Consider the following 24,383-nt stretch of genomic DNA (forward strand, 5'->3'; position numbering starts at 1 on the left):
GATCAATCCTAGACCCGCAAAAAGCCTCCACAATTCAGGGTTTGATCTGGCCTGTGCCACCAGCACTTCATGGGCCGCATAAGTCGGACGTGTTCGCTTGCCCATGTTCAAGTTTCCGGACCTGCAGCGTCGGTGCCTTCAAAGAAGATGGTCGAGTCCTTTTCGTTTACACGGACGGCGAGTGATGTCAGGTACCCGGCCACTGTTTGCAAAAGCTGCGTTGCGACTTTTGCGTCGCTATCAACAACAGCGCGTAGTTCTTCGGCCCCTATCCGCAAAAAAGAACAATCGCTAACAGCCACGAGGTCCAATTGGCGCGGATCGCCTGTGATGACGGACAGATCCCCAATCAATCGACCAGGTTCGACATCTGAGATCGGCCGCGCTTCTCCGCCTTCTTCGGGCCATTCCAGCCTCGCTTGACCAGAAATACACAAATAGGCGGCATCTGGAGCCTGTCCGCGTGAAAAGATCACCTGACCGGCAGTTGCGTCATACCATTGGGCAGAAAAGGCCAGCAGTCTTTGGTTGCGTCCATCGACGCCCGAAAACAGCTCGGTCGAGGAAATGATCTTGAGCTTGCGGCTCAAATCGGCCGTGGCATCCGGCTCGTCTTCAACGCGAGCTTTAGATACGCCGTCAATCCGACCGTCCTTGATTTCCACAAAAAGGTCATAGGCTTCGGGATGGTCAAACCGGTTTTCCATGAAAATCATGATTGAGTCGGGCAGCAATTCACGCAGCTTAAGACGTGTACGCAAACGGCTTTCCGAATCGTGGCTTGCCAACGCTGTGTCCAGAATCAGAACGTCGGGTCGCTTGATCCCTGCACGGGAAAACGCCGCACGTTCCTGGAACACTGTCGGCAGATTGTTCCCGCCCAGACCGGATGGCAGGTCATAGATTATGGCCGCTGCGCGGCGGCGCAGACCCGCTTCGTTCATCGCTTCGGCGACTACATCTTCGATGTCGTCGGCGTGGGCACCCGCTGTAAGAGAAATCCGTCCGAACAATGCGTTTTCCATAACGGTCATGCGGTCGATATAGGTGTCTGGGGCGACAGGAATGAACATGCCATTCATTGAGGCGCGCAACCTTTCGGCCTGACCGCTGCGGATGGAAAGAATCTTTTCCTTATATTCATCGGGAAAGTCGGGGCCAATTTGCTCGGCAGTCAACAAAAATGGAACGGTTAGCAGCAATGCGCGTTCACGTTCGTTGATGGCATCGTCGCCCTTGGCCTTTCGGCGATCTTCGATGTCCAGCAGACGGTAGTACATGTCCTTTGTCATGCCCAGCCGCAGGAACAGAGGGTGATCTGTTCCATCGCGCCCGAAAGTCTGGTTCAGCGTGTGCAGAACGGCCCGGGCTATAGCCATTGCTTCGTCATCCAGATCATGTGCCCGCAGCATTGCCAGAAACCGCCCGTCACCGGCCAGAATGTCCGGAGAAATATCACGGGACGGGGCTGCGTACAGCAGGTTGCCGCCCAACGGCACAGCCGGGTTAAACCGGTCGGGATCGAACCGGTACACATATCGGTCCAGGTTCTTTTCGCGCAGCCGCTGCGCGACGCTCTCGCGAAGCGCTACAACGTCGCGCGCCAGCGCCGGATGTTGCGCTGGATCAAACTGTGTACGCAAAGTGCGGCGGAACATGAACTCGTCGATCCCCATCGCTTCGACCAGCTCGAACCACCAGTCGCGAATCTGGTCAGCGTTTTCCAGCCCCGCTAGGCCTGGGTCAATCCATTCCGCGGAAAGTGAGTCGGTTGGGTTCCCGGATCGCTCGGCTTCTATCTTCCACCGTGTTGGGGTATTCGCTTCATCATCTGATTGTTGCGGATGGGTGCGCAGCGGCATCAAGAGGTTGTCGCCCAATGTCCCGTCAAACAAGTAAGGGCGTGAATAGGCGTATCCGATACGGGCGGCAATGACGGCTTGATGCAGGCTCGCAAGGTTATGGCCTGCGATCTTGATATCGCCCTGAACTGGTAACAACTCGCGTGTCAGCACCTGTGCCAGAGCACTTCGTTCTGCTGCGCTCGACGACTTGATGGCGACCCGAGCGCCACTTGGTATCGTCAGGTCGATGTCTTCGAGGATCGTTTTGCCGTCATCGTCGCGGACAGTCACATTGTGCAACTTGATGTCGCCTGTAAGGCGCGGGATCGTTTCAGGCTCACCTACGAACAGCTCTTCCGGGATCATGTTGTCCGGCGCAAAACGCTCGGTCACGATTTCCCAGCGCAATGACATGTCCTGAACCTGATTGTAGTAGGTCAGAAGATCCTTCCAAGGGCCACTCAGATCTTTATACGCGCCCAGAGCCGCAACAAGCGCGCCGACCGTGACCTCTCCGGTGATCGCAAGATAACCGCCGACCGAATAAAACAGAAAAGGGGTCATCTGAGTGATCAGATTGTTGAGGAACTTCATGAAGAACTTTTTGTTGTAAATCTTGAAGCGGATCTCGAACAAAGTCCCAAGTCGAGAACTGAACTGCGCTAGGCGATAGCGCCATCCACCGTTCGCGCGCAGATCACTGATGCCAGCTGCACTTTCGCCAATCTCCGAGCTCAGCTGTCGCACCTGCTGAATACGATCCTTGTTCAACAGGTTAATCTGGCGCTGTAGTTTTGGGATCAGCCACGCCTGCAATGGGATCAGGGCGATACTGGCAAGGCCGAACCACACACTTTGCATGAACAAAAAGGTCACGATGGTCATCATCTGGCCGAATTGGAACACTGGCTGTGCGATGGCGTCACCCATCAGCCCACCCATCGGTTCGGCCTCAGATGTGATCATCGACACCAACTCACCCTGACTGGTGGTGGCAAAGTACGATTTGGGGAACCGCATGGTGCGGTGGATCAAGGTGAATCGCAAACGCCGCAGCATCCGCTCGGCCAGCACGCCCTTCATGGTGTTGATGCGCATCTTCATCAACCCGCTGGCGATGACCGTGGCCAGAAATGCCACACATAAGATCAGCAGGTACTGAACTTGTGTGACCGTTATTCCGAACACTGTGACGGTATCTGCTGGCGCGCCAATCGCGTCATTGATGATCTGTTTCGGCAACTCCAATGAGGCGTAGAGAAACGGAAAAGACAAGACGGTGAGCACCAACAGAATTAGCTGCTGTTTCTTGGAATATTTCCAAATGAATGAAAAAAGAGTGGGTTCCATGCCCCGGCCCTGCCTCACGGTTTTGGTACGTAGTATTCGGATGATCCACGGCAATCAGGTGCCGGACGGTACGCATTGGCCCGACCGATTGCAAGAATGGTGGACCGCCTATCAGACAACAAACCGCCTGCCCACTAGAAAGCGTTAGCTAAAAATCAAAATTTAATCCCCGCTACACCGTTTGAGCCTTATCTTTGACCCGGTCTTTGATTAAAGAAAGGCAATTTCAGGCGATGGGACCATGGGCAAACTTCTGGATCGCTATATTCACCAACGGGTTCTTGCCCGTTGGCGCCAAGCTGCGCAGGATGCGTCGGCTACAAAAACGCTGCAGTTGAGAAAACAACGTGATGAAGCCCGCAAACTGCGCTCTCATCTGGACAGTTTGATTTCTCAAGCCGACAGTAGGTTAAGGTGGCCGTCGGTCGGGTCCGAGCAGTTTCCCAAACCTCTTGGAACGGATTGGTCCTGGCGTCCGGATTTGTGGCGTCGGCCCTTGCCCCGCCGAGGCGTCGCGTCGGCCCCGCGCAAAGCAGAGTTGGACGGTCAGGTGACATTGTTCCATGACTGCGCCCTGTGTGAGATAGCCGCGCGACAAATTAGAAATACCGGGGATAAAGACCTCGCTCCATTCGGCCTAAGCACAGAGGTATTTGCGTTCAGCGGGTCGTTCCTATCGGTATCAGTGGAACTTCCACCTGAAGCGACCCGGAATCTGACCAAAGAGCATCTTTTCCGGGTCGATCTCGGTTTGCAGACGGAACGCGAGATAAGCGCCATGGCCCGGCTGAACATACAGCACGGACCGAACACAGATCAGGTGCTGCGCGGGTTAGAGCGATGTGATATGTCCCACGCGATCGATTTTGACCTGGCGCATCTGCCTTTGAATGAACAGCGGATTCAGAAGGTCTGGTTGGACGTGATTTTTGACCGTCCTTCTATGAACAGCGTTGTGCTGCACGATCTGACCTTCTGCCGACACCACCGAGCCGATTTGTGAGGCCCCGTCAATGAAACAGCTTTCTCTCACGCCTCTATTTATGGAAAACGGCATTTGGCAAGCTCATCTGACCGCAGACGAAGAACCTTGCGTCAAGGTCAGATACCGAGATCAGGAAATCGTGGACACCGAACTGACAGAGGTGGATGACGGATGGCGTTTAACTGTGCCGGTCCCCAATTCAGCTTTATCGGATGGGGTGCACACATTTTTAGTTGTCGATGAAGCGACCTCTGAAAAAATAGGCGATTTCTCGATCATAGCAGGTTCACCGGTTGAAAATGATCTGCGGGTCGAGGTGGAGCTGCTGCGTGCCGAGTTAGATATGTTGAAGCACGCGTTCCGCAGGTCACACAGCGCTTCGGACTAACCTTCTGCGAATACGTTCCCTCTTTTTTCTATCTTAAAAACCAATTTCATGCATCACTGGTTCCATTTTTTAGACTCAGGATGTTTACATGGATCGCACCAGTATAATCAAAGTCATCGCGTTGATGGTGACTGGGTTTGGCATCGGAATAGATTTTACCGGTGCATTGATCCTCGTACCGGCGATCGAAAACAGCTTTGACGCGGATATCACCAGTACTCAATGGGTTTTGAACATCTATGCTCTGTTCTTTGCGATGACGATGGTCGCCGGAGGGCGGATGGGAGATATGTTTGGCCATCGTCGTATGATGCTGAACGGCCTTGTTATTTTTCTGTTCGCGTCCCTTATGTGCTTTTTTGCGCCCAGTTTGGATTTTCTGATCGTGTCTCGGGCGTTACAGGGCATCGGTGCGGGCTGTGTCTGGCCGTGTACATTGGCCTTTGGTGCGACCAAAATATCGAAGCCTGAACATCGCGCGATGATTATGGGGATGATCCTCGCTGGCGTCACGACCGGGAACGTCATCGGACCGCTGATCAGTGGCGCGGCGGTCAGTTTTGGTGACTGGCGTTTGTTTTTCCTGGCTAACGTGGTGTTCTCAACCATTTCAATGGTCACCGCGCTGGTGCTGATGGAGCGGGAAACCCAACACAAACAGGGCGAACATTTGGATTTTGCCGGGATGGCCGTTTTGTCTTTTGCCGTTTTGCTTTTGCTCTACGGGCTGGACGTCGGTGCGGATTGGGGATGGGTGTCGCCGCCGCTTCTGATGCTGTTCTTCGTCAGCGCCGCATTGTTCGTTGCCTTTCCAAAGGTCGAAAAGCGCGTGAAAGAACCGTTGCTGTTGCCTCAAATGATGCAAAATCGCGAGTTTCGGATCACGTTGGGCCTGAATATGTTCAATGTGTCGGCGGTTTTTGTAGGGTTACTTTATTTCCCTCAATACATGCAAAAGGTTCTGGGCTGGTCCGTCTTTCACTCGGCGCTGGGATTGGCGCCCCTCACCATGTTGCTGGCAGTCGGATCCATTGTTTCCGGTACTCTGTACAACGACTTCGGTCCCAAACGCCTGTTGCTATGGGGGTATCTGTTCGCCACGTTTGGAGCAATCAGCATCGTGGTGATGCCAACTGGTCTTGGATATTTCCAGATATTGCCCGGCATGGCCATGATCGGGCTTGGTGCAACATTAACGGTCGGGCCTTCGGGTACAGCCGCCGTGAGCGCAGTCAAGCCTGAACGCGCCGGACTTGTAGGCGGGTTAAGCTTTATGGCCCATCTCGTGTACGGGGCGATCTCGGTCGCGATAGCCACGGCCATTATGTACGTCACCAGCTTGTCCAACCTTACCAGACAGCTTGGCGCGGACGGGATTCAGATGTCTGAGACCGACCAGAGGGCCATAAACGGCGGCACGCTCACCACGGAATCTGCAAAAGCTGTCATGGCTAAACTCAGCTCGGCCGAAGGTGAAAAGGTTAAAGCTGCGATCGCTTCGGCGTTTGATGCTGGAATGAATATGGCCTTTGTTTTTGCCGCCCTCTCCGTTTCGGTCGGAGTAATCCTTGCCCTACGGTTGAACGAAGAAAAATTACGAAAGATCGAGGAGTAGAAAAGGGCCGCCTTTTGAGCGGCCCTTTCTTGTTACTGGGATGGGCCGTTCGGGTTGAAGGCCGACAAACCCTTGAGGATATCTATTGCGTAGGCCAACTGATAATCCTCTTCGCGCAACTCAGCTGTTGCTTCGGCTTTCGCACGATCTTCTTCGATTTGCCGGATTTCATCTTCGCTGAGGCTGTCATTGTTCAGGCTTCCACGCAGGTCAGCTTCGGAGCGTGAGGGACGGTTGTCTTCCTCTTCTTCAGTCGCTGGCGCGGGGCGTGGCTGTTCCACGATGATATCCGGGCTGACCCCAAGTGCCTGAATCGAACGACCTGATGGAGTGTAGTAACGCGATGTGGTCAGACGCATCGCTCCATCGCCACGCAACGGCATGACCGTTTGGACCGAGCCTTTGCCAAAGCTTTTGGTGCCGACAACGATAGCGCGGCGGTGATCCTGCAGTGCGCCGGCCACAATCTCGGAGGCCGAGGCAGAACCGCCGTTGATCAGAACCACGATCGGCTTGCCCTCAGCCAGATCGCCAGCGGTGGCGTTGAACCGTTCGCCCTCGCCCGGATCGCGACCACGGGTCGAGACGATTTCGCCTTCGTTCAGGAAGGCGTCCGAAACCTTGATGGCTTGTGTCAGCAACCCGCCAGGGTTGTTTCGAAGGTCCAGTACGACCCCGTTAACTTTGTCGATTCCACCGATCTCTTTGATCTGTTCGTCCAGACCGGCCTGCAGGTTCGGGAAGGTCTGATCATTAAACGTGGTCACTCGCAGCACAACGCTAGTGCCCTCAGTCCGCGCGCGTACGGCGGTCAGTTTGATGGTATCGCGAACAATTGTCACGTCGAATGGTTCCTGCTCGCCTTCGCGCACTACGGTGATCACGATCTCGGACCCAACTGGGCCACGCATCAGATCAACGGCCTTGTCTAGCGTCAGACCCAGAATGCTTTCACCATCGACATGCGTGATGAAATCGCCTGCCTCGATTCCAGCTTCGTCCGCCGGAGTGCCATCTATAGGCGAGACGACTTTCACAAACCCTTCTTCTTGGGTGACTTCGATTCCCAACCCGCCAAATTCGCCTCGGGTCTGCACGCGCATCTGTTCCGCGTCATTCGGGGACAGGTAACTGGAATGCGGGTCCAACGATGTCAGCATCCCGTCAATTGCAGCTTCGATCAAATCTTCCGAGTCGACCTCTTCCACGTACTGTGCGCGAATGCGTTCAAAAATGTCGCCAAACAGATCAAGCTGTTCGTAGACACTGGCCTTGCTTTCGGCCTCTTGCGCTAGCAACGGCCCAGCAATCTGGGTTGTTGCAATTACGCCTGCCAGGGTTCCGGCCAGACCGGCAATCACAAATTTCTTCATACTCGTTTATCCATCCTTGTCGGTCCGAAACCAAGATTCCGGGTCCACGGGGCTATTATCCTGTCTTACCTCTATATAGAGCGTTTCTGACCGATCAGTTCCAGTGCCATCACCGCTTGTTGACAAAATAGCGCCTATTTCGGGTGTCTCACCGGGCATCAAGCCAACCGGAGAGCCTTCGGGGATGACCTGTCCGGTCTCACCGTAAACCTCCTGCAGGCCCGAAAACACGAACAAAAGCCCAGGTTGAGGTTCGAGAATTACCAGATTCCCTAAATCCAGCAGTGGTCCGCGGTATCGGATCGTTGCCGCTGTCGGGGATGTAACAATTGCCCGAGGCCGCGTTGCAAGCACAATACCGGGACGTGTTACGCCCGCAGCATCTGTTTCGTCCGCGTGATGCAGAATGACACCCTGAGTTGGCAGCTGTATCTGCCCTTTCTTACCAGAGACATCCGCGTTTGTGGCTGCAATCTCACCCTCGGAAATCTGAGACAACCCGCTGGCGAACCCGTCCAGAGTTTCGGTGGACGAGATCAGGATCGCGGTGCGGATCGGATCTTCGACAAAGCGGCGAGGCAAGTCGGTGCGGTCGGCGATGGCTTCGCTTAAACGGGTGCGCGCGGTTTGTACGCCAGCCAACCCCTCGACCAGTGTCTCGGATGCATTTTGCTGCAGCAAACGTAGTGTTTGTACTTCTTGCAGGTCTCTCGCAAGCGACTGCGCGCGGGCGTTCAGGCCGGGTGTGACCTCGGACAGCATCATCCCGGCGCGCGCCGACCCGAGCGGGCCGGACGGGTGCAGCATCAAAACAGGCGGGCTTGTTGTTTCTATGGTTTGTAAAACACCAAGCAGCTGCGCGACGTCCTTTTCGCGCGCCCGCAGCTCGGCGGACAGTTGCGCTTCACGTGTTGCCGCTTGTCGAAGCCCGTCGCGCATGGCCGTCAATCCAGCCTCATAGGCCTGAATGGTTGCTGTCAGGGCGCGAACCCTGTCACGGGCGCTGTCTGCCTCGGCTAGGGTGATTGACGCTTGCTCCAGTTGCCGGGCTGCATTCAAGGCCGCCGTAGCAGGATCTGTCTGCGCGTAAACAGGTGATCCAAGAATGACAAAAGCAAGAGCCGCACGTAGCCTCATGACAGCAGGCTCTGCCCAGTCATTTCCGGCGGTTGGTCCAACCCCATCAGGTCTAGCAAAGTGGGGGCCAAATCGGACAGGCGTCCGTCGCGCAAAGTTGCGGCCTCAGGGCCACCAACCAGGGCCACTGGCACCGGATTCAGCGTATGCGCCGTGTGCGGTCCGCCGGTTTCGGGGTCGACCATCATCTCACAGTTGCCGTGGTCGGCGGTCACGATCATCGCACCCCCTGCCTTGTTCAGCGCCTCAATCACCTGTGCCAGCCCCTGATCCACCGCCTCACACGCCTTGATCGCCGCCTGCAGATCGCCGGTATGGCCGACCATATCCGGGTTGGCATAGTTGGTGACGATCAGGTCATACCCGGCCTCAATCGCCTCAACAAATTTCGCTGTCACCTCGGCCGAGGACATCTCGGGCTGCAAATCATAAGTAGCGACTTTGGGCGATTTAGGCATGAAGCGGTCCTCGCCCACTTCAGGGGTTTCTATGCCGCCGTTCAGGAAGAAGGTGACATGGGGGTATTTCTCGGTCTCGGCCAAACGGAACTGACGCAGACCTTGTTTGGCCACCCATTCACCGAGGGTGTTCACGATGTCTCGCTTGGGGAATACAGTGGTCATATAGGCGTTGTGGCCGTCTGAATATTCCACCATCCCCAGCAAGGCCGACAGATGCGGACGCGGCCCGGTGTCGAAATCGGCAAAACCCGGCTCGCCAATCGCGCGCAGAATTTCGCGGGCGCGGTCGGCGCGGAAGTTCAGGCAGAAGAAACCGTCGCCATCCGTCACCCTGTCGAACCCGTCCAGCACCGTGGGCACGATGAATTCATCGGTTTCCGACTGATTGTAGGCGTGGTCGATGGCCCCATGCGCCGTGCTCGCCGCCCGCCCCTGCCCGTTGATCATGGCAGCATAGGCTTCGCTGACACGCTCCCACCGATTGTCGCGGTCCATCGCAAAATAGCGCCCGCTGACGGTGACGATGCGTGCGCCTTTGGGTAGACGCTCTTCCAGCTCGGCGATATATGTGAAAGCCGATTTGGGCGCCACGTCCCTGCCATCGGTCACCGCGTGAAGCGCCACGGGCACGCCCGCATCTGTGATCGCCTTGGCCGCCGCGACGATGTGGTTTAGGTGCCCATGCACCCCCCCGTCCGAGACCAGACCCATCAGATGCGCCGTGCCGCCCACCGCCTTAACGTTGGCGATGAAATCCTGAAGGGCCGCGTTGTCAAAAAATGACCCATCCTCGATCGCCAGATCAATCTGCCCAAGATCCATAGCCACCACGCGGCCTGCGCCAATATTGGTATGGCCGACCTCGGAATTACCCATCTGGCCGCTGGGCAGACCCACGTCAGGGCCGTGTGTGATCAGCTGCGCGTGCGGCCCCCGCGCCATGATCGCGTCAAATGTCGGGGTCTGCGCCAGATAGGGGGCGTTGGCCTCGGTGTCCTCGGACAGACCCCAACCATCAAGAATGCACAGGACGACAGGTTTGGGGGCGGTCATTCGGACTCTCCGGGATTGCTGCTCTTGCCTGACCTTTTACCCCTTGGCCGACGCCGGGTGAACCGCCTTTTGGCGTAAGACGCGGTGAATTTAATCCTTGCCGACATTCTCCCGATACGGGCGCGCTTTGCGGCCTCGGTATTTCACCGTCAACTCCAACGGCATGTCGTTTTCATCATAGATGCCGACAACAACCCCCCTGCCCCGGCTTTTGGTGCGCATCTCGATCAGTTGCGCCTCGGACCGCGTGGTGCGCTGAGACTGCCTGCGGGTCCACGTAAACAGATGGTCATACATCTGCGCGATGATGTCGGCGTGGTCGGCGCTGTCGCCCAGATCGGTCAATTCCCGCGGATCGTTTTCCAGATCAAACAGCAAAGGACGATGGCCGCCCTCGCAATGGATCAGCTTCCACTTCCTGTCGGCGACCATGAACATCACCGCATCGCGGACCGAGACATTCAGTTTCTCCGCCAGCGGTGAAGCCGAATAATCATATTCGCAAATCACCACGTCCCGCGGAGTTTCCGCCTGTGTCCCTTGCAGGATCGGCAACAGGGAATGCCCTTCAAGGATATGTGAGGCATCTGCGCCGCCCGCCACATCCAGAAAGGTCGGGGCAAGATCAATGGACTCCACCAGCGCATCAGAGGCCGTGCCGCGCGTGGTGTCAGCGGCGGACGATGGATCATAGATGATCAGCGGCACTTTGGTCGAAGCGTCGTGGAAGAATGTCTTCTCCCCCATCCAGTGATCGCCCAGAAAATCGCCGTGATCCGAGGTCAGCACGATCATCGTATCCTCCATCCGGCTGGTTTTTTCCATCCAGTCGAACAGGCGACCCATGTTATCGTCGGCCTGTTTGATCAGACCCATGTAGGCGGGGATCACCGCCTCGCGCACATCCTGCCGCGAGAATGTCTGGCCGATCTTTGTGTCCATGAAGGCGCGCAGTACCGGGTGAGCATTGTCACGCTCGGCCTTGGACCGGTTCACCGGCAGCACGTCATCGGGGCCGTACATCGAGGCATAGGGCTCGGGCACGATGTAAGGCCAATGGGGTTTGATGAAGCTCAGATGGCAGCACCAGGGGCCGTCATGAGTATCCATGAACTCGATCCCGCGCCCGGTCAGGTATGGGGTTTCGCTGTCTTCCTCGGCGATATTTGCCGCCTCAGTCGAATGCTTCAGGAACCAGCCAGACAGTACGTTGCCATCTGCGTCCAGACCAGAATTGGCAAAATCGTGCCACGGGTTGTCACTCTCATACCCTTTGGCAGAGAGGTACTTGTTGTACTCTTTCGCGCCGTCCGGATCATAATAGCCATCCGGCCCCTCGGGCAGCATCCCGTCATCGCGTTCGAACACGTCAAAACCGCATTCGGCCACACGGGCCCCAATCAGGCTGTCAGGCTCCAGACCCAGCCGGGCCATCCCCTCGGCATCCGCGCGCATATGGGTTTTGCCGACCAGCCAACACTCCATTCCGGCCTTGCGCAGGTGATCGCCCATCGTCATCTCGCCAACCTTCAGTGGGATGCCGTTCCACGAGGCGCCGTGCGAATGCACATAGCGTCCGGTATAGGTCGACATGCGAGAGCTGCCGCAAATGGGTGATTGGATATAAGCCCGGTCAAATCGCACACCCTTCGCGGCCAACCGGTCGATATTCGGAGTATGCAGATGCGGATGGCCGTAACAGCTCAGGTAATCCCAGCGGAGCTGGTCGAACATGATGAACAGAATGTTTTTGGCTTTGGCCACGGATGCGCCCCTTTGATCGTCCGGGGCTGAGGCTAACCAATTCCGCGTCAGCGGCGAAGCGGAATTTACACCTGCGCTTCGCGTTCCATCTGTTCCAGCATCTTCTTGGCGCGCTTGCACTGCAACTGATCACGCAGCGGGCTGTTCGGGTCGACATCTTTCTGACAGACCACGCATTTATCCGCACCCGAGATCGCGTTCAGACCGCCACAGCTGCCCTTGATGGTCTTGCCCATCAGCATCACGCCCAGCGACATGCCGACCATCACAAGAGCCAGCAGTATGAAAGCCAGAATAAAGGTGCTCATGATCAGTATCCGTCAGTTGCTGCCCAACGCGTCTTTGAACGCGCTGCTATGGACCGTGATATAGGCGTCTTCGCCTCCTGTCACATCCCGCGAGATGAAATACACGGCAAGTTTATGCTTTTCGGCCAGTTCCAGCCCTTTTTCCTGCCCCAGCGCCAACATGGCCGTGGCCCAAGCATCGGCCATCATCGCGTTTTCCGCCAGCACTGTGACCGAGGTGGTCCGGTGCGTGATCGGGCGGCCTGTCACCGGGTCGATAATATGCGAATAGCGCACACCGTCCTGTTCGAAGAAGTTCTTGTAGTCGCCCGACGTTGCCATCCCCAGATCGTCAAGCTGAACGATCAACTGAATGGCCTGCACGCCGGTTTCAGGTTTTTCGATCCCAATCCGCCAGGCCTCGTTCTTGTCATTCTGACCCATAGTGACCAGATCGCCGCCGATCTCGACCATGTAATTCTCGATCCCGGCGTCGCGCAGCGTTTCGGCCACCGCATCAATGCCATAGCCTTTGGCGATGGCCGACAAGTTGATGCCTACACCCGCATCCGATTTGGCCAACGTCCCGGCCTCGCGGTCCAGCGTCAACAGGCGGGACTGACCGACGCTGTCTAACGCAGCCTGAATTTCGACATCCGATGGCACTGGATCTTCGGGTTTGCGCGGGCCAAAGCCCCACAGCTCGATCAGCGGGCCAAGGGTGACGTCAAACGTGCCGCCCGATTTCTCGTGCACGTCATTTGCCGCATCAATCACCAACGCAAATTCGTCAGATACTGCCACGGCATCGGTGCTTTCCGACGCAGAAAAGGTGGACACCTCGGAAGTCGGATCCCAGTTGGACATCTTGGCGTTGACCTCGGCCAGAGTCTCATCGACCGCGTCTGCCAAGGCTTCTTCGTCCACGTCCACGCCGATGGCGGTGATGTTGAAGGTCGTTCCCATGGTTTCGCCAGACAGGCGCACGACCTCTGGTTCTTTGTCGAACAAACAGCCAGACACCAGCGCGGCAACAGCCAAAACGGAGACAAGACGCATCACAGCACCCTTTTCAGAAAACGTGCCCGGCATATGCCAGCGCCTCTGATCAGAGTCAAACCGACGTCAGAGTTTCAGCGGCATGAAGCCTAAAACCAAAAGGCCAATGCCAGCAGGCAAACCGAACAGCCAGGCTTTCTTCTGCCAACCCGGCGCTTGCTGTTTCCATGTCATGCGAAAGTTGTGCCCGCAGACCACCACTGCGAAAAAGATCAATGCCGCGACGGGCGGTGTCAAATAGAAGTCGGACAAAAGATCAGATATCCTTGGTTTTTGGCAGTTTTCCCCGGATAGGGCAATTGCACCCTATACAGGTCGCTCGGCTGCGCTAAGGTGAATAGCAAAAGAAAAGGAGATTGCCCATGGCCCCAAGCTCTTACCAGCCACCGACCCGCGGCGATAAAGCCGATACCAGCACTCGCAGCCAGTCGGTCGACTCGAACCTGTCACACTCGCAGACGACCGTGGCGAAACTGCTTGAGGGCAAGGGCGACGCGGTCTTCTCGGTGCGTCCGAACGATACGATTCACTCGGTGGTGAACACGCTGAAGGAAAAGAAAATCGGGGCGGTTCTGGTTACAGACCAAAACGGCGCACTGCAAGGCATTCTGTCGGAACGCGATATCGTGCGCCGCATGGCCGACACCCCCGGTCAGACGCTTCCTCAATCGGTCGAGGACCTGATGACGCGTGAGGTCAAAACCTGCGCACCTGATGACCCGCTGAACCAAGTTCTTAAAACCATGACCGAGGGGCGGTTTCGCCACATGCCCGTTCTTTCTGACGGTGCCTTGCGCGGTGTGATCACCATCGGCGACGTTGTGCATTTTCGTCTGAAAGAGCTAGAATACGAAGCCCTTCGCATGAAACAGATGATTGTTGGCTGATCGAATGCAGCGAAAATCCCCTTGACCTCGGCCCCGTGACAGTATCCCTGATGCAGCATCAAACGGCGATGAAACAGAGGGTTGCATGAAACGGGTTCTTGTCACCGGAACGGCCGGGTTCATCGGGTTCCATCTGGCCAAGCTCTTGCTGGCCGAAGGCTTTCGTGTGCACGGCTATGACGGGATGACCGACTATTACGACGTCACCCTCAAGCAGCGCCGCCACCAGATGCTTCTGCAAAATCCGGGCTTTTCTGCAACCGAGGACCTGCTGGAAAATCACGACCGCCTGAAACAGATCGCCGATGACTTCGAGCCCGAGGTCATCGTCCACCTCGCCGCACAAGCCGGGGTTCGGTATAGCCTGGAAGACCCGCGCAGCTATATCAACTCGAACGTCGTGGGCACGTTCAACGTTATGGAGGTCGCCCGCGAACACAAAGTTGCGCATCTGCTGATGGCCTCGACCTCATCCGTTTACGGTGCCAATGAAGAGATGCCCTTTACCGAGGTCGAAAAAGCCGACACCCCCCTGACTATCTACGCTGCCACGAAGAAAGCAAATGAGGCGATGGGCCATTCCTACGCTCATCTGTGGAACCTGCCGACGACGATGTTCCGCTTTTTCACTGTCTACGGCAGTTGGGGCCGCCCCGATCTGGCGCTCTATAGGTTTGTGGACGCCATTCTGGATGACCGCCCGATCGACATCTATAACCACGGCGACATGTACCGCGACTTCACCTATGTCGAGGATCTGGTGCGGGGTATCCGCCTGCTGATCGACGTGCCGCCCGAGCGCCCGGACAGTGCGGACCAGATTGCCGAGGGCGACAGCCTGTCTCAGGCAGCGCCTTGGCGGGTGGTGAATATCGGCAATGGAGACAAGGTGCGGCTGATGGACTTCGTCGAGGCCATTGAGGATGCCTTGGGCAAAAAGGCTATCCGAAACTACATGCCTATGCAGATGGGCGATGTGCCTGCGACATGGGCCGATAATGATCTGCTGCAATCCCTGACAGGGTACCGCCCGCAAACCGATTTCAAAGAGGGCATTGCCCGGTTCGTCGCGTGGTTCCGCGACTATCATGGTAAATGACGGCGATGTTTGAAGCAGACCCCAACGCGCGCAAGATCGCCGTGATCGGACTGGGCTATGTCGGCCTGCCGCTGGCCGTGGCCTTCGGCAAAATAGGCCCTGTGACCGGCTTTGACATCAACACAGCCCGGATAACCGCCCTGCGCGCCGGTCAGGACGCAACCCATGAGGTCGAGCCCGAGGATCTGCGCACCGCAACCGGCCTGTCCTTCACCACCGGTCCGGCAGATATCGCGGAATGTGACACCTATATCGTCACCGTCCCCACCCCGATCACAGCGGGCAAGCAGCCTGACTTAACACCGCTGCTCAGCGCATCTGAAACGGTTGGACGCGTGCTGAAACCTGGTGATCTGGTTATCTACGAATCCACCGTCTACCCCGGCGCGACCGAGGAAGACTGTGTGCCAGTGTTGGAACGCGCCTCGGGCCTGGTGTTCAACCGCGATTTCTTTGCAGGCTACAGCCCCGAGCGGATCAACCCCGGTGACAAGACGCATCGGATCGCGGATATCTGCAAGGTTACGTCCGGCTCGACGCCCGAGGTGGCCGATCTGGTGGATGCGCTTTACGCGCGGATCATCACGGCAGGCACCCACAAGGCGGAAAGCATCCGTGTGGCCGAGGCCGCAAAAGTGATCGAGAACACCCAACGCGACCTGAATATCGCATTGGTGAACGAGCTGGCGATGATCTTTGGCCGGATGGATATCGACACCGATGCAGTTCTGCGCGCCGCGGGGACCAAGTGGAACTTTCTACCCTTCCGCCCCGGTCTGGTGGGCGGTCATTGCATCGGCGTAGACCCGTATTACCTGACCCACAAGGCTGAGGCCGTGGGCCATCACCCGCAGATTATTCTGGCCGGGCGGAGGTTAAATGACAGTATGGGCGGCTATGTGGTCTCGCAACTGGTCAAGCGGATGATGCGCGAGGGGATCAATGTGGCCGCCGCCCGCGTGCTGGTATTGGGGCTGACCTTCAAGGAAAACTGCCCCGACCTGCGCAACACGCGCGTAGTGGATATCATTGACGAGTTGCAAGACTATGGCGTCACAGTCGATGTCCACGACCCCCATGCGGATGCAGATGCCGCGCAGCAGGAATACGGGATTTCATTGACTTTGCGGCCTGAAACCGGCGCCTATGACGGCATCGTTCTGGCGGTTGCGCATCAGGAATTTCTGGCGCTCGCCCCTGCCGAGATACGCGCCTTTGGCAAGGATCAAAGCGTGTTGTTCGACGTCAAATCCTGTCTGCCGCCAGAGGCCAGCGACCTGCGGCTGTAAAAAAACCGGCGCTGTCCTGCGCCGGTTTTTCCTGTCTTATCCGCCGAAATCGTCCAGCATGATGTCTTCGCGGTCCACGCCCAGATCCAGCAGCATGTTGATGACCGACTGGTTCATGATCGGCGGTCCACACATGTAGAACTCGCAATCCTCGGGCGCAGGGTGGTTCTTGAGGTATTCCTCGAACAGAACGTTGTGGATGAAGCCGGTATAGCCTTTCCAATCGTCCTCGGGCTGCGCGTCCGACAAGGCGACATGCCATTCGAAATTGTCGAACTCTTCGGCCAGTTGGTCGAAATCCTCGACAAAGAACATCTCTTTCTTCGACCGTGCCCCGTACCAGAAGCTGATCTTGCGATCGCGGTTCTGCAACCGCTTGAGCTGATCGAAGATATGGCTGCGCATAGGGGCCATGCCTGCGCCACCGCCGATGAATACCATCTCTTTTTGGGTGTCGCGGGCGAAGAATTCACCAAACGGACCCGAGATGGTGACCTTGTCACCTGGTTTCAGGTTGAAGATATACGACGACATCTGACCCGCTGGGATACCTTCCGACCCCGGAGGCGGCGAGGCCACGCGGACGTTCAGCATGATCATGCCCTTTTCGTCCGGGTAGTTGGCCATCGAATAGGCACGCTCGATCGGTTCGGCCACGACGGATTCATATTGCCACAGATTGAACTTATCCCAATCCTCGCGATACTCCTCCTCCACGTCGAAATCGGTGTATTTCAACTGGTGCGCGGGTGCTTCGATCTGGATGTAACCGCCAGCCCGGAAGTTAACGTCCTCGCCTTCCGGCAGGTCCAGGGTCAGAGCCTTGATGAAGGTCGCCACGTTTTCATTCGAGCGAACGGTGCATTCCCATTTCTTGACGCCAAAGACCTCTTCAGGAACTTCGATATCCATGTCCTGCTTGACTGCGACCTGACAGGACAGACGGTCACCGCACGAAGCCTCACGCTTGGTGATATGGCTTTCCTCGGTTGGTAGGATCGATCCGCCGCCCGAATGCACCCGCACCCTACATTGCGCGCAGGTGCCACCGCCGCCACAGGCAGAGGGGACGAACAGCTTCTCGGCCGCCAGGGTTTGCAGCAGCTTGCCACCTGCCGGGACCGAGATGGTTTTCTCACCGTTGATGGTGATGTTCACGTTCCCGGTCGACACCAGCTTGGACCGCGCAGCCATGATGATGGCCACCAGCCCCAACACGATCAGGGTGAAAAGAACGACGCCTAAGCTAAAAGTTTCCATGCGTCCCTCCTTACAGTTTCACGCCCGAGAAAGACATGAAGGCCATCGCCATCAGACCCGCGGTGATGAAGGTGATCCCAAGCCCTTGCAGGCCGTCGGGAATGTCCGAGTATTTCAGCTTTTCGCGCACACCCGCCATCGCAGTGATCGCCAGCGCCCAGCCAAAGCCCGAAGACAGACCATAAGTCGTCGCCTCGGCAAAGTTATAGTCGCGTTCCACCATAAACAGCGAGCCACCAAGGATGGCGCAGTTCACCGTGATCAGCGGTAGGAATATCCCCAGCGCGTTGTAAAGCGGCGGGAAATACTTATCCAAAACCATCTCAAGGATCTGAACCATGGCTGCAATCACGCCAATATATGAGATCAGGCCAAGGAAGGTCAGGTCCACATCCGGGAAACCGGCCCAGGCCAGCGCGCCCGGTTTCAGCAGGTAGTTCAGCAGCAGGTTGTTGGCAGGCACGGTGATGGCCTGCACAACCATGACCGAGATGCCCAGACCCAGCGCGGTCGAAATCTTCTTGGACACGGCGATGAAGGTACACATCCCGAGAAAGAAGCTGAGCGCAAGGTTTTCGACAAAGATGGCCTTTACGGCCAGTGAAATCAGACCTTCCATCAGTGGGCCTCTACCTGCTGAATTTTGTATTCACGCTCTTCCACCTGGTTCGGCTTCCATGTGCGGAAGGCCCAGATGATCAGACCGATGATGAAGAATGCCGACGGCGGCAGCAGCAGCATCCCGTTAGGCACGTACCAGCCACCGTTGTTGACGGTTTGCAGAATGGTGATACCGAACAGCGACCCGGCACCGAACAGTTCGCGGATGAAACCCACCAACAGCAGGATCAGGCCGTAGCCCATACCGTTGCCCATGCCGTCGATGAACGACGCGACGGGCGGGTTCTTCATCGCAAACGCCTCAGCCCGGCCCATCACGATACAGTTGGTGATGATCAGGCCGACAAAAACCGACAGGGTTTTCGAGATCTCAAACGCATAGGCCTTAAGGATCTGGTCCACCAGGATCACCAGCGAGGCGATGATCACCATCTGCACGATGATCCGGATCGAGCCGGGAATCTGGTTGCGCAGGCACGAGATAAAGAAGGACGAGAACGAGGTCACGAAGATCACCGCCAGCGCCATAACCATCGAGACCTGCAGCGACGAGGTCACCGCAAGTGCCGAACAGATGCCCAGCACCTGCAGAGTGATCGGGTTATTGTCGACAAGCGGGTCGACCAGCATCTCTTTCTTGGTCTGAGACATCAGAATTCTCCTGCTTGCAGTTTGGCCAGGAACGGAGCGTAGCCCGCATCTCCCATCCAGAACCGTACAAGGTTATCGACACCCACCGAGGTCAGCGTCGCCCCGGCCAGCGCGTCGACGTAAAAATCGGGGCCAGCGGCGGGCTGCGATTTGGCGACGGTGATCTGAAGTTCACCCGCGTCATCGCGCAGCTTTTTACCGTTCCACAGTGCCTTCCAGCGGGGGTTGTCCACCTCGGCCCCAAGGCCCGGCGTCTCACCATGCTGATAGAATTGCAGACCGAAGATATCGTTGCCGTTGTTCTCCAACGCGATAAAGCCATAGAGCGTGGACCACAGGCCATAGCCATGCAGCGGTAGGATCACCTTGTCTAACTCGCCCGCATCATCGCGCAACAGGTAGATGACACGGTACTTAGACTGACGCCCGATACCCGCCGGGTCACTGTCCAGCGCAACGCTCAGGTCGGGATCGCTGGCCGCAGCGAGGTCATCAAAAGTGGCAGCGTCGAACTGATCGTCGACGAAAGCGCCCGTCGACAGTTCAAGTACATGCGGTTCGAACGCGGCAAACGCTTCGGAGACATCTACGCCCGGCTCATAGACACCGGCGACTTGCAGAACGTTGACTTGCTTGTCTTTCAGCGCGTTGGCTTCTTGCACAGGGCGCAAGCTGACGGCTGCGGCGGATACGACCATCGAGGCCACAAGGCAGACAGCGACCGCGACAATGATCGTCTTGCCGACAGAATCCGGCGAGGCGGCCAGAAATTTGGCAATCGCGCCCTTGGGTTCTTGGGACTGCGTATCAGACATGGCGACGCGCCCTCCGTTTGATGTTGGCCTGCACGACGAAATAGTCGATCAGCGGCGCAAAGACGTTTCCGAAGAGGATAGCCAGCATCATACCTTCGGGGAAAGCAGGGTTAATGACGCGGATCATCACAACCATGACACCGATCAGCGCACCGTAGATATAGCGGCCCATGTTGGTGTGGCTGGCGGAAACAGGCTCGGTCACCATGAAGGCCAGACCAAAGGCATAGCCGCCCAGAACGATGTGCCAGTACCAGGGCATCGCGAACATCGGGTTGGTGTCCGACCCGATCAGGTTCAGCAACAGACTAAAGCCTATGGTCCCGGCTAAACAGCCGAGGATCAGGCGGTAGTTGGCAATTTTTGTTGTCAGCAGGAAGGCCAGACCAATCATACAGGCCAGCGTCGATGTCTCACCGAAACTGCCCTGAATGGTGCCGAAGAACGCATTGGCCCAGGTGATCCCGTCGGCCGCCAGCGCCTGAACGCCCTCGGCTGCGGTAATCCCCAACGCGGTCGCGCCCGAGAACCCATCCACCGGGGTCCAGACCGAATCCCCCGACATTTGCGCGGGATAAGCGAAATACAAGAACGCCCGCCCCACCAATGCCGGGTTGAGGAAGTTTTTACCCGTGCCGCCAAATACTTCTTTGCCGATGACAACGCCGAAGATGATGCCCAAAGCGACCTGCCAAAGCGGTGTCGATGCCGGCAGGATCAGCGTGTAGAGCATCGATGTGACAAGGAAACCCTCGTTCACCTCATGCCCGCGCACGGTGGCAAAGATCACCTCGAAAATACCACCCGCGACCAGCGTCGTGATGTAGATCGGCAGGAAATAAAGCAACCCGTGCAGCACATTGGCAAACAGGCTGGACGGATCCAGCGAGATGCCGAACATCTGCAACAAAGCAATCCGCCAGCCCGTAGCCGCATCCGGACCAAGCGTGGCAATAGCTGAATTCGCCTGATAACCCGTATTCCACATCCCCCACAGGATACAGGGGATCGTAGCGATCACGACATAGGTCATGATCCGCTTCATATCCACGTAGGACCGTGCGTGTGGGGCAACGGTGGTGACGGTTTTCGGAGTGTAGATGAAGCTTTCGACCATCTCGTAGATGGGGAAATACTTCTCGTACTTGCCGCCCTTGGTAAAGTTCGGCTCAATCCGATCGAAGAAGCTGCGCAAACCCATGTGGATCAGCCCTCCTTTTCAATCTTGGTCAGGCAGTCGCGCAGCGCCAGCCCGTATTCATATTTCGCCGGACAGGCAAAGCCCACAAGGCCCAGATCCTCTTCATCCAGCTCCAACGCACCCAGTGCCTGTGCCGTGTCCGTGTCCATGACAAGCAATGCGCGCAGCAGCTGCGTGGGCAAATAGTCCTGCGGCATCAGCTCTTCGAACACGCCCGTCGGCACCATCGCACGACGCCCGCCGTTCAGGTTTGAAGTGAACGCATACAGCTTTTTCGCAAAGGCCGAGCCCAATACCGGCTGTAAAGCGAATTTCGACGGCATTGGAAGAATCCAACCCATCGTGTGTTGATCGTGATCTTCACGGATGATCGAAATCTGCCGCGCAAAGCGCCCCAGATAGGCGGTTGGACCTTCGGCCTGCTCGCCCGACAGGATCGAGCCCGAGATAATCCGGGGCGTCCCGTCCACATCGATCTCGTCGCGGGTCAAATCGTCGGTGGACGCGCCCATGACAGTACGGATCAAGCGCGGCTGCCGCGCGCCCGGACCGGTCAGAGCGATCACGATATTGGGGTCCAGATGGCCAGTCTGCATCAGGCGACCAATGGCGATGACGTCCTGATACCCGATGGTCCAGACCTGCTTGTCCCCCGCCAGCGGCTCGAGGAAATGGATATGCGTCCCCGCCAGCCCCGACGGGTGCGGACCTGCAAATGCTGCGGCTTCAACTCCCGGCACGTCGGTGCCCGGTACCGAGTCACCCTCTTTGTGGCACAGATAGGTCTTACCTTCGGTCAGGTTCGCGATCGCCGCCAGACCCGCAGCGAACGCATCCCCTGCATCAGCGATAATCACTGCTGCATCACCCGCCAGAGGCTCACTGTCCATCGCAGTCACGAAAATCGCCGCGGGTGCGCTTCCGGGTTCAGGCATCTTGGAGTAAGGCCGGGTGCGGAACGCCGTCCACAAACCCGCTGCGCATAGTTTCTCGGTGATCCCTGCCGCGCTGTTGCCATTGCCCACGCCCGAGAAATCAATGCCCGTGTCATTGGGGTCCGAGACCTCGATCACCACGCTCTGCAGCACGCGTCGCGCGCCCCGGTTAATGGCTACGACCTTTCCGGTCATAGGGGCCACCATCATCGCGTCCGGGGCGTCCTTGTGGCAGAACAGTGCCGTGCCGCGCCGAACGGCATCGCCCTCTTGCACCAGCATCTTGGGTTTCAGGCCAATATAGTCGCCGCCGAGAACACCGACGGTCGAAAATTCGGGCCCCGGATGAATCGTCTGATCCGGCGCGCCCTGCACCGGCAGCTCGAACCCTTTTTTCAGTTTGAAAGTTTGCATGTCGCTACGGTCTTCCAAGCCTCTTTCCCGTTCTGCCGTGTCTTTTTGCCGGGTGTCCGCCAAAAATCACTGCAGAGATAAACGCCAGCACCCGGCAATACATAAGCTAAGACTGCCTATGATGCGTGACTATGTCATAATCACGGTCCCTTTACGCGGGGAAACGATCAAACGCAAACCCGTTACCGCCCAAAGTGACCCGAGAATGTCACTTTCGTTTGAGAGAGCCTAATAAAATGCATATCGCACCCTGTGCGTGACCGTTGTAAGCACGCTTTATGGAACACACAAATGATCTTGAGATTTTTCTGGTTGCAACGCCCGGCCTAGAAGCACCCCTGTATGCTGAGGCTGTTGAAAATCGGTTTCAAAACGCCAAAATCGTCCCCGGCGGTGTGAGCTGCCTTGGGTCATGGTCCGAAGTCTGGCGCGCCAATCTGTGTTTGCGCGGCGCGAATAAGGTTCTGGTTCGTCTGGGCAGTTTTCCGGCTGTGCATCTGGCGCAACTGGACAAGCGTGCGCGAAAATTTCCGTGGTCCGAATTTCTGCGGCCCGATGTTGCCGTCAAAGTCGAGGCGACCAGCCGGAAGTCCCGGATTTACCACGCAGGTGCTGCTCGGCAGAGGATCGAACGCGCGCTTGCGGAAACCTTGGGCGTCGAGATCTCGGCGGAAGCTGGTTTGCGTGTGCTGTTGCGTATTGAAAAGGACATCTGCACTTTGTCTGTAGACACCTCCGGTGATCCTTTACACAAACGCGGCCATAAACCTGCCGTTGCCAAGGCGCCAATGCGGGAAACGATGGCCGCAATGTTCTTGCGTGAATGTGGATTTGATGGGTCCGAGCCTGTTTTGGATCCGATGTGTGGTTCCGGGACGTTCGTCATCGAAGCAGCTGAGATCGCTTTGGGCCTTCACCCGGGCCGCACGCGAAAGTTCGCTTTCGAAGACTTAAAAAACTTCGATCAAGATAGCTGGAACGAGATGCGAAACGCCACCTCCGTCAAAGAGACCCAAGTGGTGTTCCGAGGCTCGGACCGCAACAGCGGCGCGGTTCAAGCGGCCAGCACCAACGCGGACCGTGCCGGGGTGTCGACCGTTACGGATTTCCAAGCTCGGGCTGTGGGCGATATCAAACCAGGTCACGAAACAGGTGGATTGGTGATCGTTAATCCGCCCTATGGCGCTCGAATCGGGGACGAGAAACGTCTCAGGTCGCTCTATGGTTCATTTGGCAAGGTTCTGATGTCCAGGTTCAGGGGGTGGCGTGCAGGGATCATCACCAGTTCTCCGTCCCTCGCACGCGCGACCCGCCTGCCTTTGCTGCCTGCAGGCCCTGTTGTCGATCATGGCGGTACCAAAATCCGTTTATACAGAACAGAGACGTTGGGCTGAGAGTCTTGGCTCGGGGACTGGTACTATATGATCTGTGTGTTCGAATACCTCTTGCACATCCAAAAGCCGGGGTATAGATCACGCGCCACGGTCGGAGTGTAGCTCAGCCTGGTAGAGCACTGTCTTCGGGAGGCAGGGGTCGGAGGTTCGAATCCTCTCACTCCGACCAATAAAACAAGGCGTCCTAGGGCGCCTTTTTGTTTTTAGAGAAATGGCCGCAACGATATCCGCAACGTTTCGTTCGATAGATGTGCTCAGTTCGTTCACTACGGGCATCCACCAACTGCCGAATTAGCACTTCATATCTTCCAGTCCATAATTCCCGCTGCGTTCTTAAGCGCATCTTCAAGGAAGCGGAGGCCTTTCAATGGGCGTGTGACATAATCAGTTCCAAAACCGCTCGAATAAGATGTCTGACGTCAGCGCCAATGGGACAGTTTAGGTCGATTTGATAAGAGAGGGTTTCTGGCTCATCGTAACCGCCAAGGAGTGGAGATGAGA

At 57.0% G+C, this 24,383-nt stretch carries 21 protein-coding genes and 1 tRNA gene; 8 read left to right on the top strand and 14 right to left on the bottom strand.

The genetic code is table 11. From position 1 onward, the window contains the following. Positions 1–107: 107 nt before the first annotated feature. The gene (locus tag ACR0DX_RS20310) at positions 108–3,194 is read right to left on the bottom strand and encodes an ABC transporter transmembrane domain-containing protein (RefSeq protein WP_170356543.1); all 3,087 of its coding nucleotides are present in this window, start codon (positions 3,192–3,194) and stop codon (positions 108–110) included. A 241-nt stretch (positions 3,195–3,435) separates the two neighbouring features. On the opposite strand from ACR0DX_RS20310, the gene ACR0DX_RS20315 reads away from it, so the two are divergent. The 3 genes from ACR0DX_RS20315 (at position 3,436) to ACR0DX_RS20325 (ending at position 6,182) form a co-directional block, all read left to right on the top strand. Next, positions 3,436–4,197: a DUF6478 family protein gene (locus ACR0DX_RS20315; protein ID WP_170356544.1), complete on the top strand. Its 762-nt coding sequence runs from the start codon at positions 3,436–3,438 to the stop codon at positions 4,195–4,197. Between the two features lie 10 nt (positions 4,198–4,207). Further along, the gene (locus ACR0DX_RS20320; RefSeq protein ID WP_170356545.1) at positions 4,208–4,567 is read left to right on the top strand and encodes a hypothetical protein; all 360 of its coding nucleotides are present in this window, start codon (positions 4,208–4,210) and stop codon (positions 4,565–4,567) included. An 88-nt stretch (positions 4,568–4,655) separates the two neighbouring features. Beyond that, the gene (locus tag ACR0DX_RS20325) at positions 4,656–6,182 is read left to right on the top strand and encodes an MFS transporter (RefSeq protein ID WP_170356546.1); all 1,527 of its coding nucleotides are present in this window, start codon (positions 4,656–4,658) and stop codon (positions 6,180–6,182) included. 32 nt (positions 6,183–6,214) lie between these two features. Here ACR0DX_RS20325 and ACR0DX_RS20330 read toward each other — a convergent pair whose 3' ends face one another. From ACR0DX_RS20330 to ACR0DX_RS20360, 7 genes are all read right to left on the bottom strand, one after another. Beyond that, on the bottom strand, positions 6,215–7,555 hold the full coding sequence (locus ACR0DX_RS20330; protein WP_170356547.1) for a S41 family peptidase: 1,341 nt from the start codon (positions 7,553–7,555) through the stop codon (positions 6,215–6,217). 6 nt (positions 7,556–7,561) lie between these two features. Continuing rightward, positions 7,562–8,692, bottom strand: coding sequence for a peptidoglycan DD-metalloendopeptidase family protein (locus ACR0DX_RS20335; RefSeq protein ID WP_170356548.1), 1,131 nt, complete (start codon positions 8,690–8,692; stop codon positions 7,562–7,564). Then, positions 8,689–10,206: a 2,3-bisphosphoglycerate-independent phosphoglycerate mutase gene (gpmI, locus tag ACR0DX_RS20340; protein WP_170356549.1), complete on the bottom strand. Its 1,518-nt coding sequence runs from the start codon at positions 10,204–10,206 to the stop codon at positions 8,689–8,691. Before gpmI ends, ACR0DX_RS20335 begins: the two co-directional genes overlap by 4 nt. A 90-nt stretch (positions 10,207–10,296) precedes the next feature. Continuing rightward, positions 10,297–11,970, bottom strand: coding sequence for a sulfatase-like hydrolase/transferase (locus tag ACR0DX_RS20345; RefSeq protein ID WP_170356550.1), 1,674 nt, complete (start codon positions 11,968–11,970; stop codon positions 10,297–10,299). Positions 11,971–12,035: 65 nt separating this feature from the next. Next, positions 12,036–12,278, bottom strand: coding sequence for a (Na+)-NQR maturation NqrM (gene nqrM / locus ACR0DX_RS20350; protein WP_170356551.1), 243 nt, complete (start codon positions 12,276–12,278; stop codon positions 12,036–12,038). A 12-nt stretch (positions 12,279–12,290) separates the two neighbouring features. Continuing rightward, complete coding sequence (locus ACR0DX_RS20355) at positions 12,291–13,316, bottom strand: FAD:protein FMN transferase (protein WP_170356552.1); 1,026 nt, start codon at positions 13,314–13,316, stop codon at positions 12,291–12,293. A 66-nt stretch (positions 13,317–13,382) separates the two neighbouring features. Further along, positions 13,383–13,568, bottom strand: coding sequence for a hypothetical protein (locus tag ACR0DX_RS20360; RefSeq protein ID WP_170356553.1), 186 nt, complete (start codon positions 13,566–13,568; stop codon positions 13,383–13,385). Between the two features lie 110 nt (positions 13,569–13,678). Here ACR0DX_RS20360 and ACR0DX_RS20365 point away from each other — a divergent pair, with 110 nt between their 5' ends. The 3 genes from ACR0DX_RS20365 (at position 13,679) to tviB (ending at position 16,591) form a co-directional block, all read left to right on the top strand. Then, a complete protein-coding gene (locus ACR0DX_RS20365) occupies positions 13,679–14,203 on the top strand; it encodes a CBS domain-containing protein (protein WP_170356554.1) in 525 nt (174 codons plus the stop codon). Between the two features lie 85 nt (positions 14,204–14,288). Continuing rightward, the gene (locus tag ACR0DX_RS20370) at positions 14,289–15,302 is read left to right on the top strand and encodes a GDP-mannose 4,6-dehydratase (RefSeq protein WP_480847202.1); all 1,014 of its coding nucleotides are present in this window, start codon (positions 14,289–14,291) and stop codon (positions 15,300–15,302) included. Positions 15,303–15,307: 5 nt separating this feature from the next. Then, positions 15,308–16,591 carry a Vi polysaccharide biosynthesis UDP-N-acetylglucosamine C-6 dehydrogenase TviB gene (gene tviB, locus ACR0DX_RS20375; RefSeq protein WP_170356556.1) on the top strand — a complete coding sequence of 428 codons (1,284 nt, stop codon included), beginning with the start codon at positions 15,308–15,310 and terminating at the stop codon, positions 16,589–16,591. A 36-nt stretch (positions 16,592–16,627) separates the two neighbouring features. Here the strand turns inward: tviB and nqrF are convergent, their stop codons facing one another. From nqrF to ACR0DX_RS20405, 6 genes are read right to left on the bottom strand one after another with little or no spacing between them, the layout of a single operon-like run. Next, positions 16,628–17,851, bottom strand: coding sequence for an NADH:ubiquinone reductase (Na(+)-transporting) subunit F (gene nqrF, locus ACR0DX_RS20380; protein ID WP_170356557.1), 1,224 nt, complete (start codon positions 17,849–17,851; stop codon positions 16,628–16,630). A gap of 10 nt (positions 17,852–17,861) precedes the next feature. After that, on the bottom strand, positions 17,862–18,470 hold the full coding sequence (gene nqrE, locus ACR0DX_RS20385; RefSeq protein WP_039526851.1) for an NADH:ubiquinone reductase (Na(+)-transporting) subunit E: 609 nt from the start codon (positions 18,468–18,470) through the stop codon (positions 17,862–17,864). Then, on the bottom strand, positions 18,470–19,123 hold the full coding sequence (locus tag ACR0DX_RS20390) for an NADH:ubiquinone reductase (Na(+)-transporting) subunit D (protein ID WP_170356558.1): 654 nt from the start codon (positions 19,121–19,123) through the stop codon (positions 18,470–18,472). Before ACR0DX_RS20390 ends, nqrE begins: the two co-directional genes overlap by 1 nt. Then, positions 19,123–19,938: a Na(+)-translocating NADH-quinone reductase subunit C gene (locus ACR0DX_RS20395; RefSeq protein ID WP_170356559.1), complete on the bottom strand. Its 816-nt coding sequence runs from the start codon at positions 19,936–19,938 to the stop codon at positions 19,123–19,125. The genes ACR0DX_RS20390 and ACR0DX_RS20395 overlap by 1 nt, the downstream gene beginning before the upstream one ends. After that, complete coding sequence (locus ACR0DX_RS20400; RefSeq protein WP_170356560.1) at positions 19,931–21,139, bottom strand: NADH:ubiquinone reductase (Na(+)-transporting) subunit B; 1,209 nt, start codon at positions 21,137–21,139, stop codon at positions 19,931–19,933. Before ACR0DX_RS20400 ends, ACR0DX_RS20395 begins: the two co-directional genes overlap by 8 nt. 5 nt (positions 21,140–21,144) lie before the next feature. After that, positions 21,145–22,488, bottom strand: a complete 1,344-nt coding sequence (locus tag ACR0DX_RS20405; RefSeq protein WP_170356561.1) for a Na(+)-translocating NADH-quinone reductase subunit A — start codon at positions 22,486–22,488, stop codon at positions 21,145–21,147. 278 nt (positions 22,489–22,766) lie between these two features. Here ACR0DX_RS20405 and ACR0DX_RS20410 point away from each other — a divergent pair, with 278 nt between their 5' ends. After that, entirely contained in the window at positions 22,767–23,882 is a 1,116-nt protein-coding gene (locus tag ACR0DX_RS20410; RefSeq protein ID WP_170356562.1) for a THUMP domain-containing protein, read from the top strand. Positions 23,883–23,974: 92 nt separating this feature from the next. Continuing rightward, positions 23,975–24,051 (top strand) — tRNA-Pro (locus ACR0DX_RS20415). Positions 24,052–24,383: the final 332 nt, after the last annotated feature.

The organism is Ruegeria sp. D3 (assembly GCF_056534465.1).

Excerpts from the sequence above, each read along its gene's own strand:
- ACR0DX_RS20355 (WP_170356552.1), bottom strand. The coding sequence starts at position 13,316 with ATGCGTCTTGTCTCCGTTTTGGCTGTTGCCGCGCTGGTGTCTGGCTGT.
- nqrM (WP_170356551.1), bottom strand. The coding sequence starts at position 12,278 with ATGAGCACCTTTATTCTGGCTTTCATACTGCTGGCTCTTGTGATGGTC.
- ACR0DX_RS20370 (WP_480847202.1), top strand. The coding sequence starts at position 14,289 with ATGAAACGGGTTCTTGTCACCGGAACGGCCGGGTTCATCGGGTTCCAT.
- ACR0DX_RS20325 (WP_170356546.1), top strand. The coding sequence starts at position 4,656 with ATGGATCGCACCAGTATAATCAAAGTCATCGCGTTGATGGTGACTGGG.
- ACR0DX_RS20410 (WP_170356562.1), top strand. The coding sequence starts at position 22,767 with ATGGAACACACAAATGATCTTGAGATTTTTCTGGTTGCAACGCCCGGC.
- ACR0DX_RS20320 (WP_170356545.1), top strand. The coding sequence starts at position 4,208 with ATGAAACAGCTTTCTCTCACGCCTCTATTTATGGAAAACGGCATTTGG.
- ACR0DX_RS20310 (WP_170356543.1), bottom strand. The coding sequence starts at position 3,194 with ATGGAACCCACTCTTTTTTCATTCATTTGGAAATATTCCAAGAAACAG.
- ACR0DX_RS20330 (WP_170356547.1), bottom strand. The coding sequence starts at position 7,555 with ATGAAGAAATTTGTGATTGCCGGTCTGGCCGGAACCCTGGCAGGCGTA.
- nqrE (WP_039526851.1), bottom strand. The coding sequence starts at position 18,470 with ATGGAAGGTCTGATTTCACTGGCCGTAAAGGCCATCTTTGTCGAAAAC.
- tviB (WP_170356556.1), top strand. The coding sequence starts at position 15,308 with ATGTTTGAAGCAGACCCCAACGCGCGCAAGATCGCCGTGATCGGACTG.
- nqrF (WP_170356557.1), bottom strand. The coding sequence starts at position 17,851 with ATGGAAACTTTTAGCTTAGGCGTCGTTCTTTTCACCCTGATCGTGTTG.
- ACR0DX_RS20335 (WP_170356548.1), bottom strand. The coding sequence starts at position 8,692 with ATGAGGCTACGTGCGGCTCTTGCTTTTGTCATTCTTGGATCACCTGTT.
- ACR0DX_RS20390 (WP_170356558.1), bottom strand. The coding sequence starts at position 19,123 with ATGTCTCAGACCAAGAAAGAGATGCTGGTCGACCCGCTTGTCGACAAT.
- gpmI (WP_170356549.1), bottom strand. The coding sequence starts at position 10,206 with ATGACCGCCCCCAAACCTGTCGTCCTGTGCATTCTTGATGGTTGGGGT.
- ACR0DX_RS20400 (WP_170356560.1), bottom strand. The coding sequence starts at position 21,139 with ATGGGTTTGCGCAGCTTCTTCGATCGGATTGAGCCGAACTTTACCAAG.
- ACR0DX_RS20365 (WP_170356554.1), top strand. The coding sequence starts at position 13,679 with ATGGCCCCAAGCTCTTACCAGCCACCGACCCGCGGCGATAAAGCCGAT.
- ACR0DX_RS20405 (WP_170356561.1), bottom strand. The coding sequence starts at position 22,488 with ATGCAAACTTTCAAACTGAAAAAAGGGTTCGAGCTGCCGGTGCAGGGC.
- ACR0DX_RS20315 (WP_170356544.1), top strand. The coding sequence starts at position 3,436 with ATGGGCAAACTTCTGGATCGCTATATTCACCAACGGGTTCTTGCCCGT.
- ACR0DX_RS20395 (WP_170356559.1), bottom strand. The coding sequence starts at position 19,938 with ATGTCTGATACGCAGTCCCAAGAACCCAAGGGCGCGATTGCCAAATTT.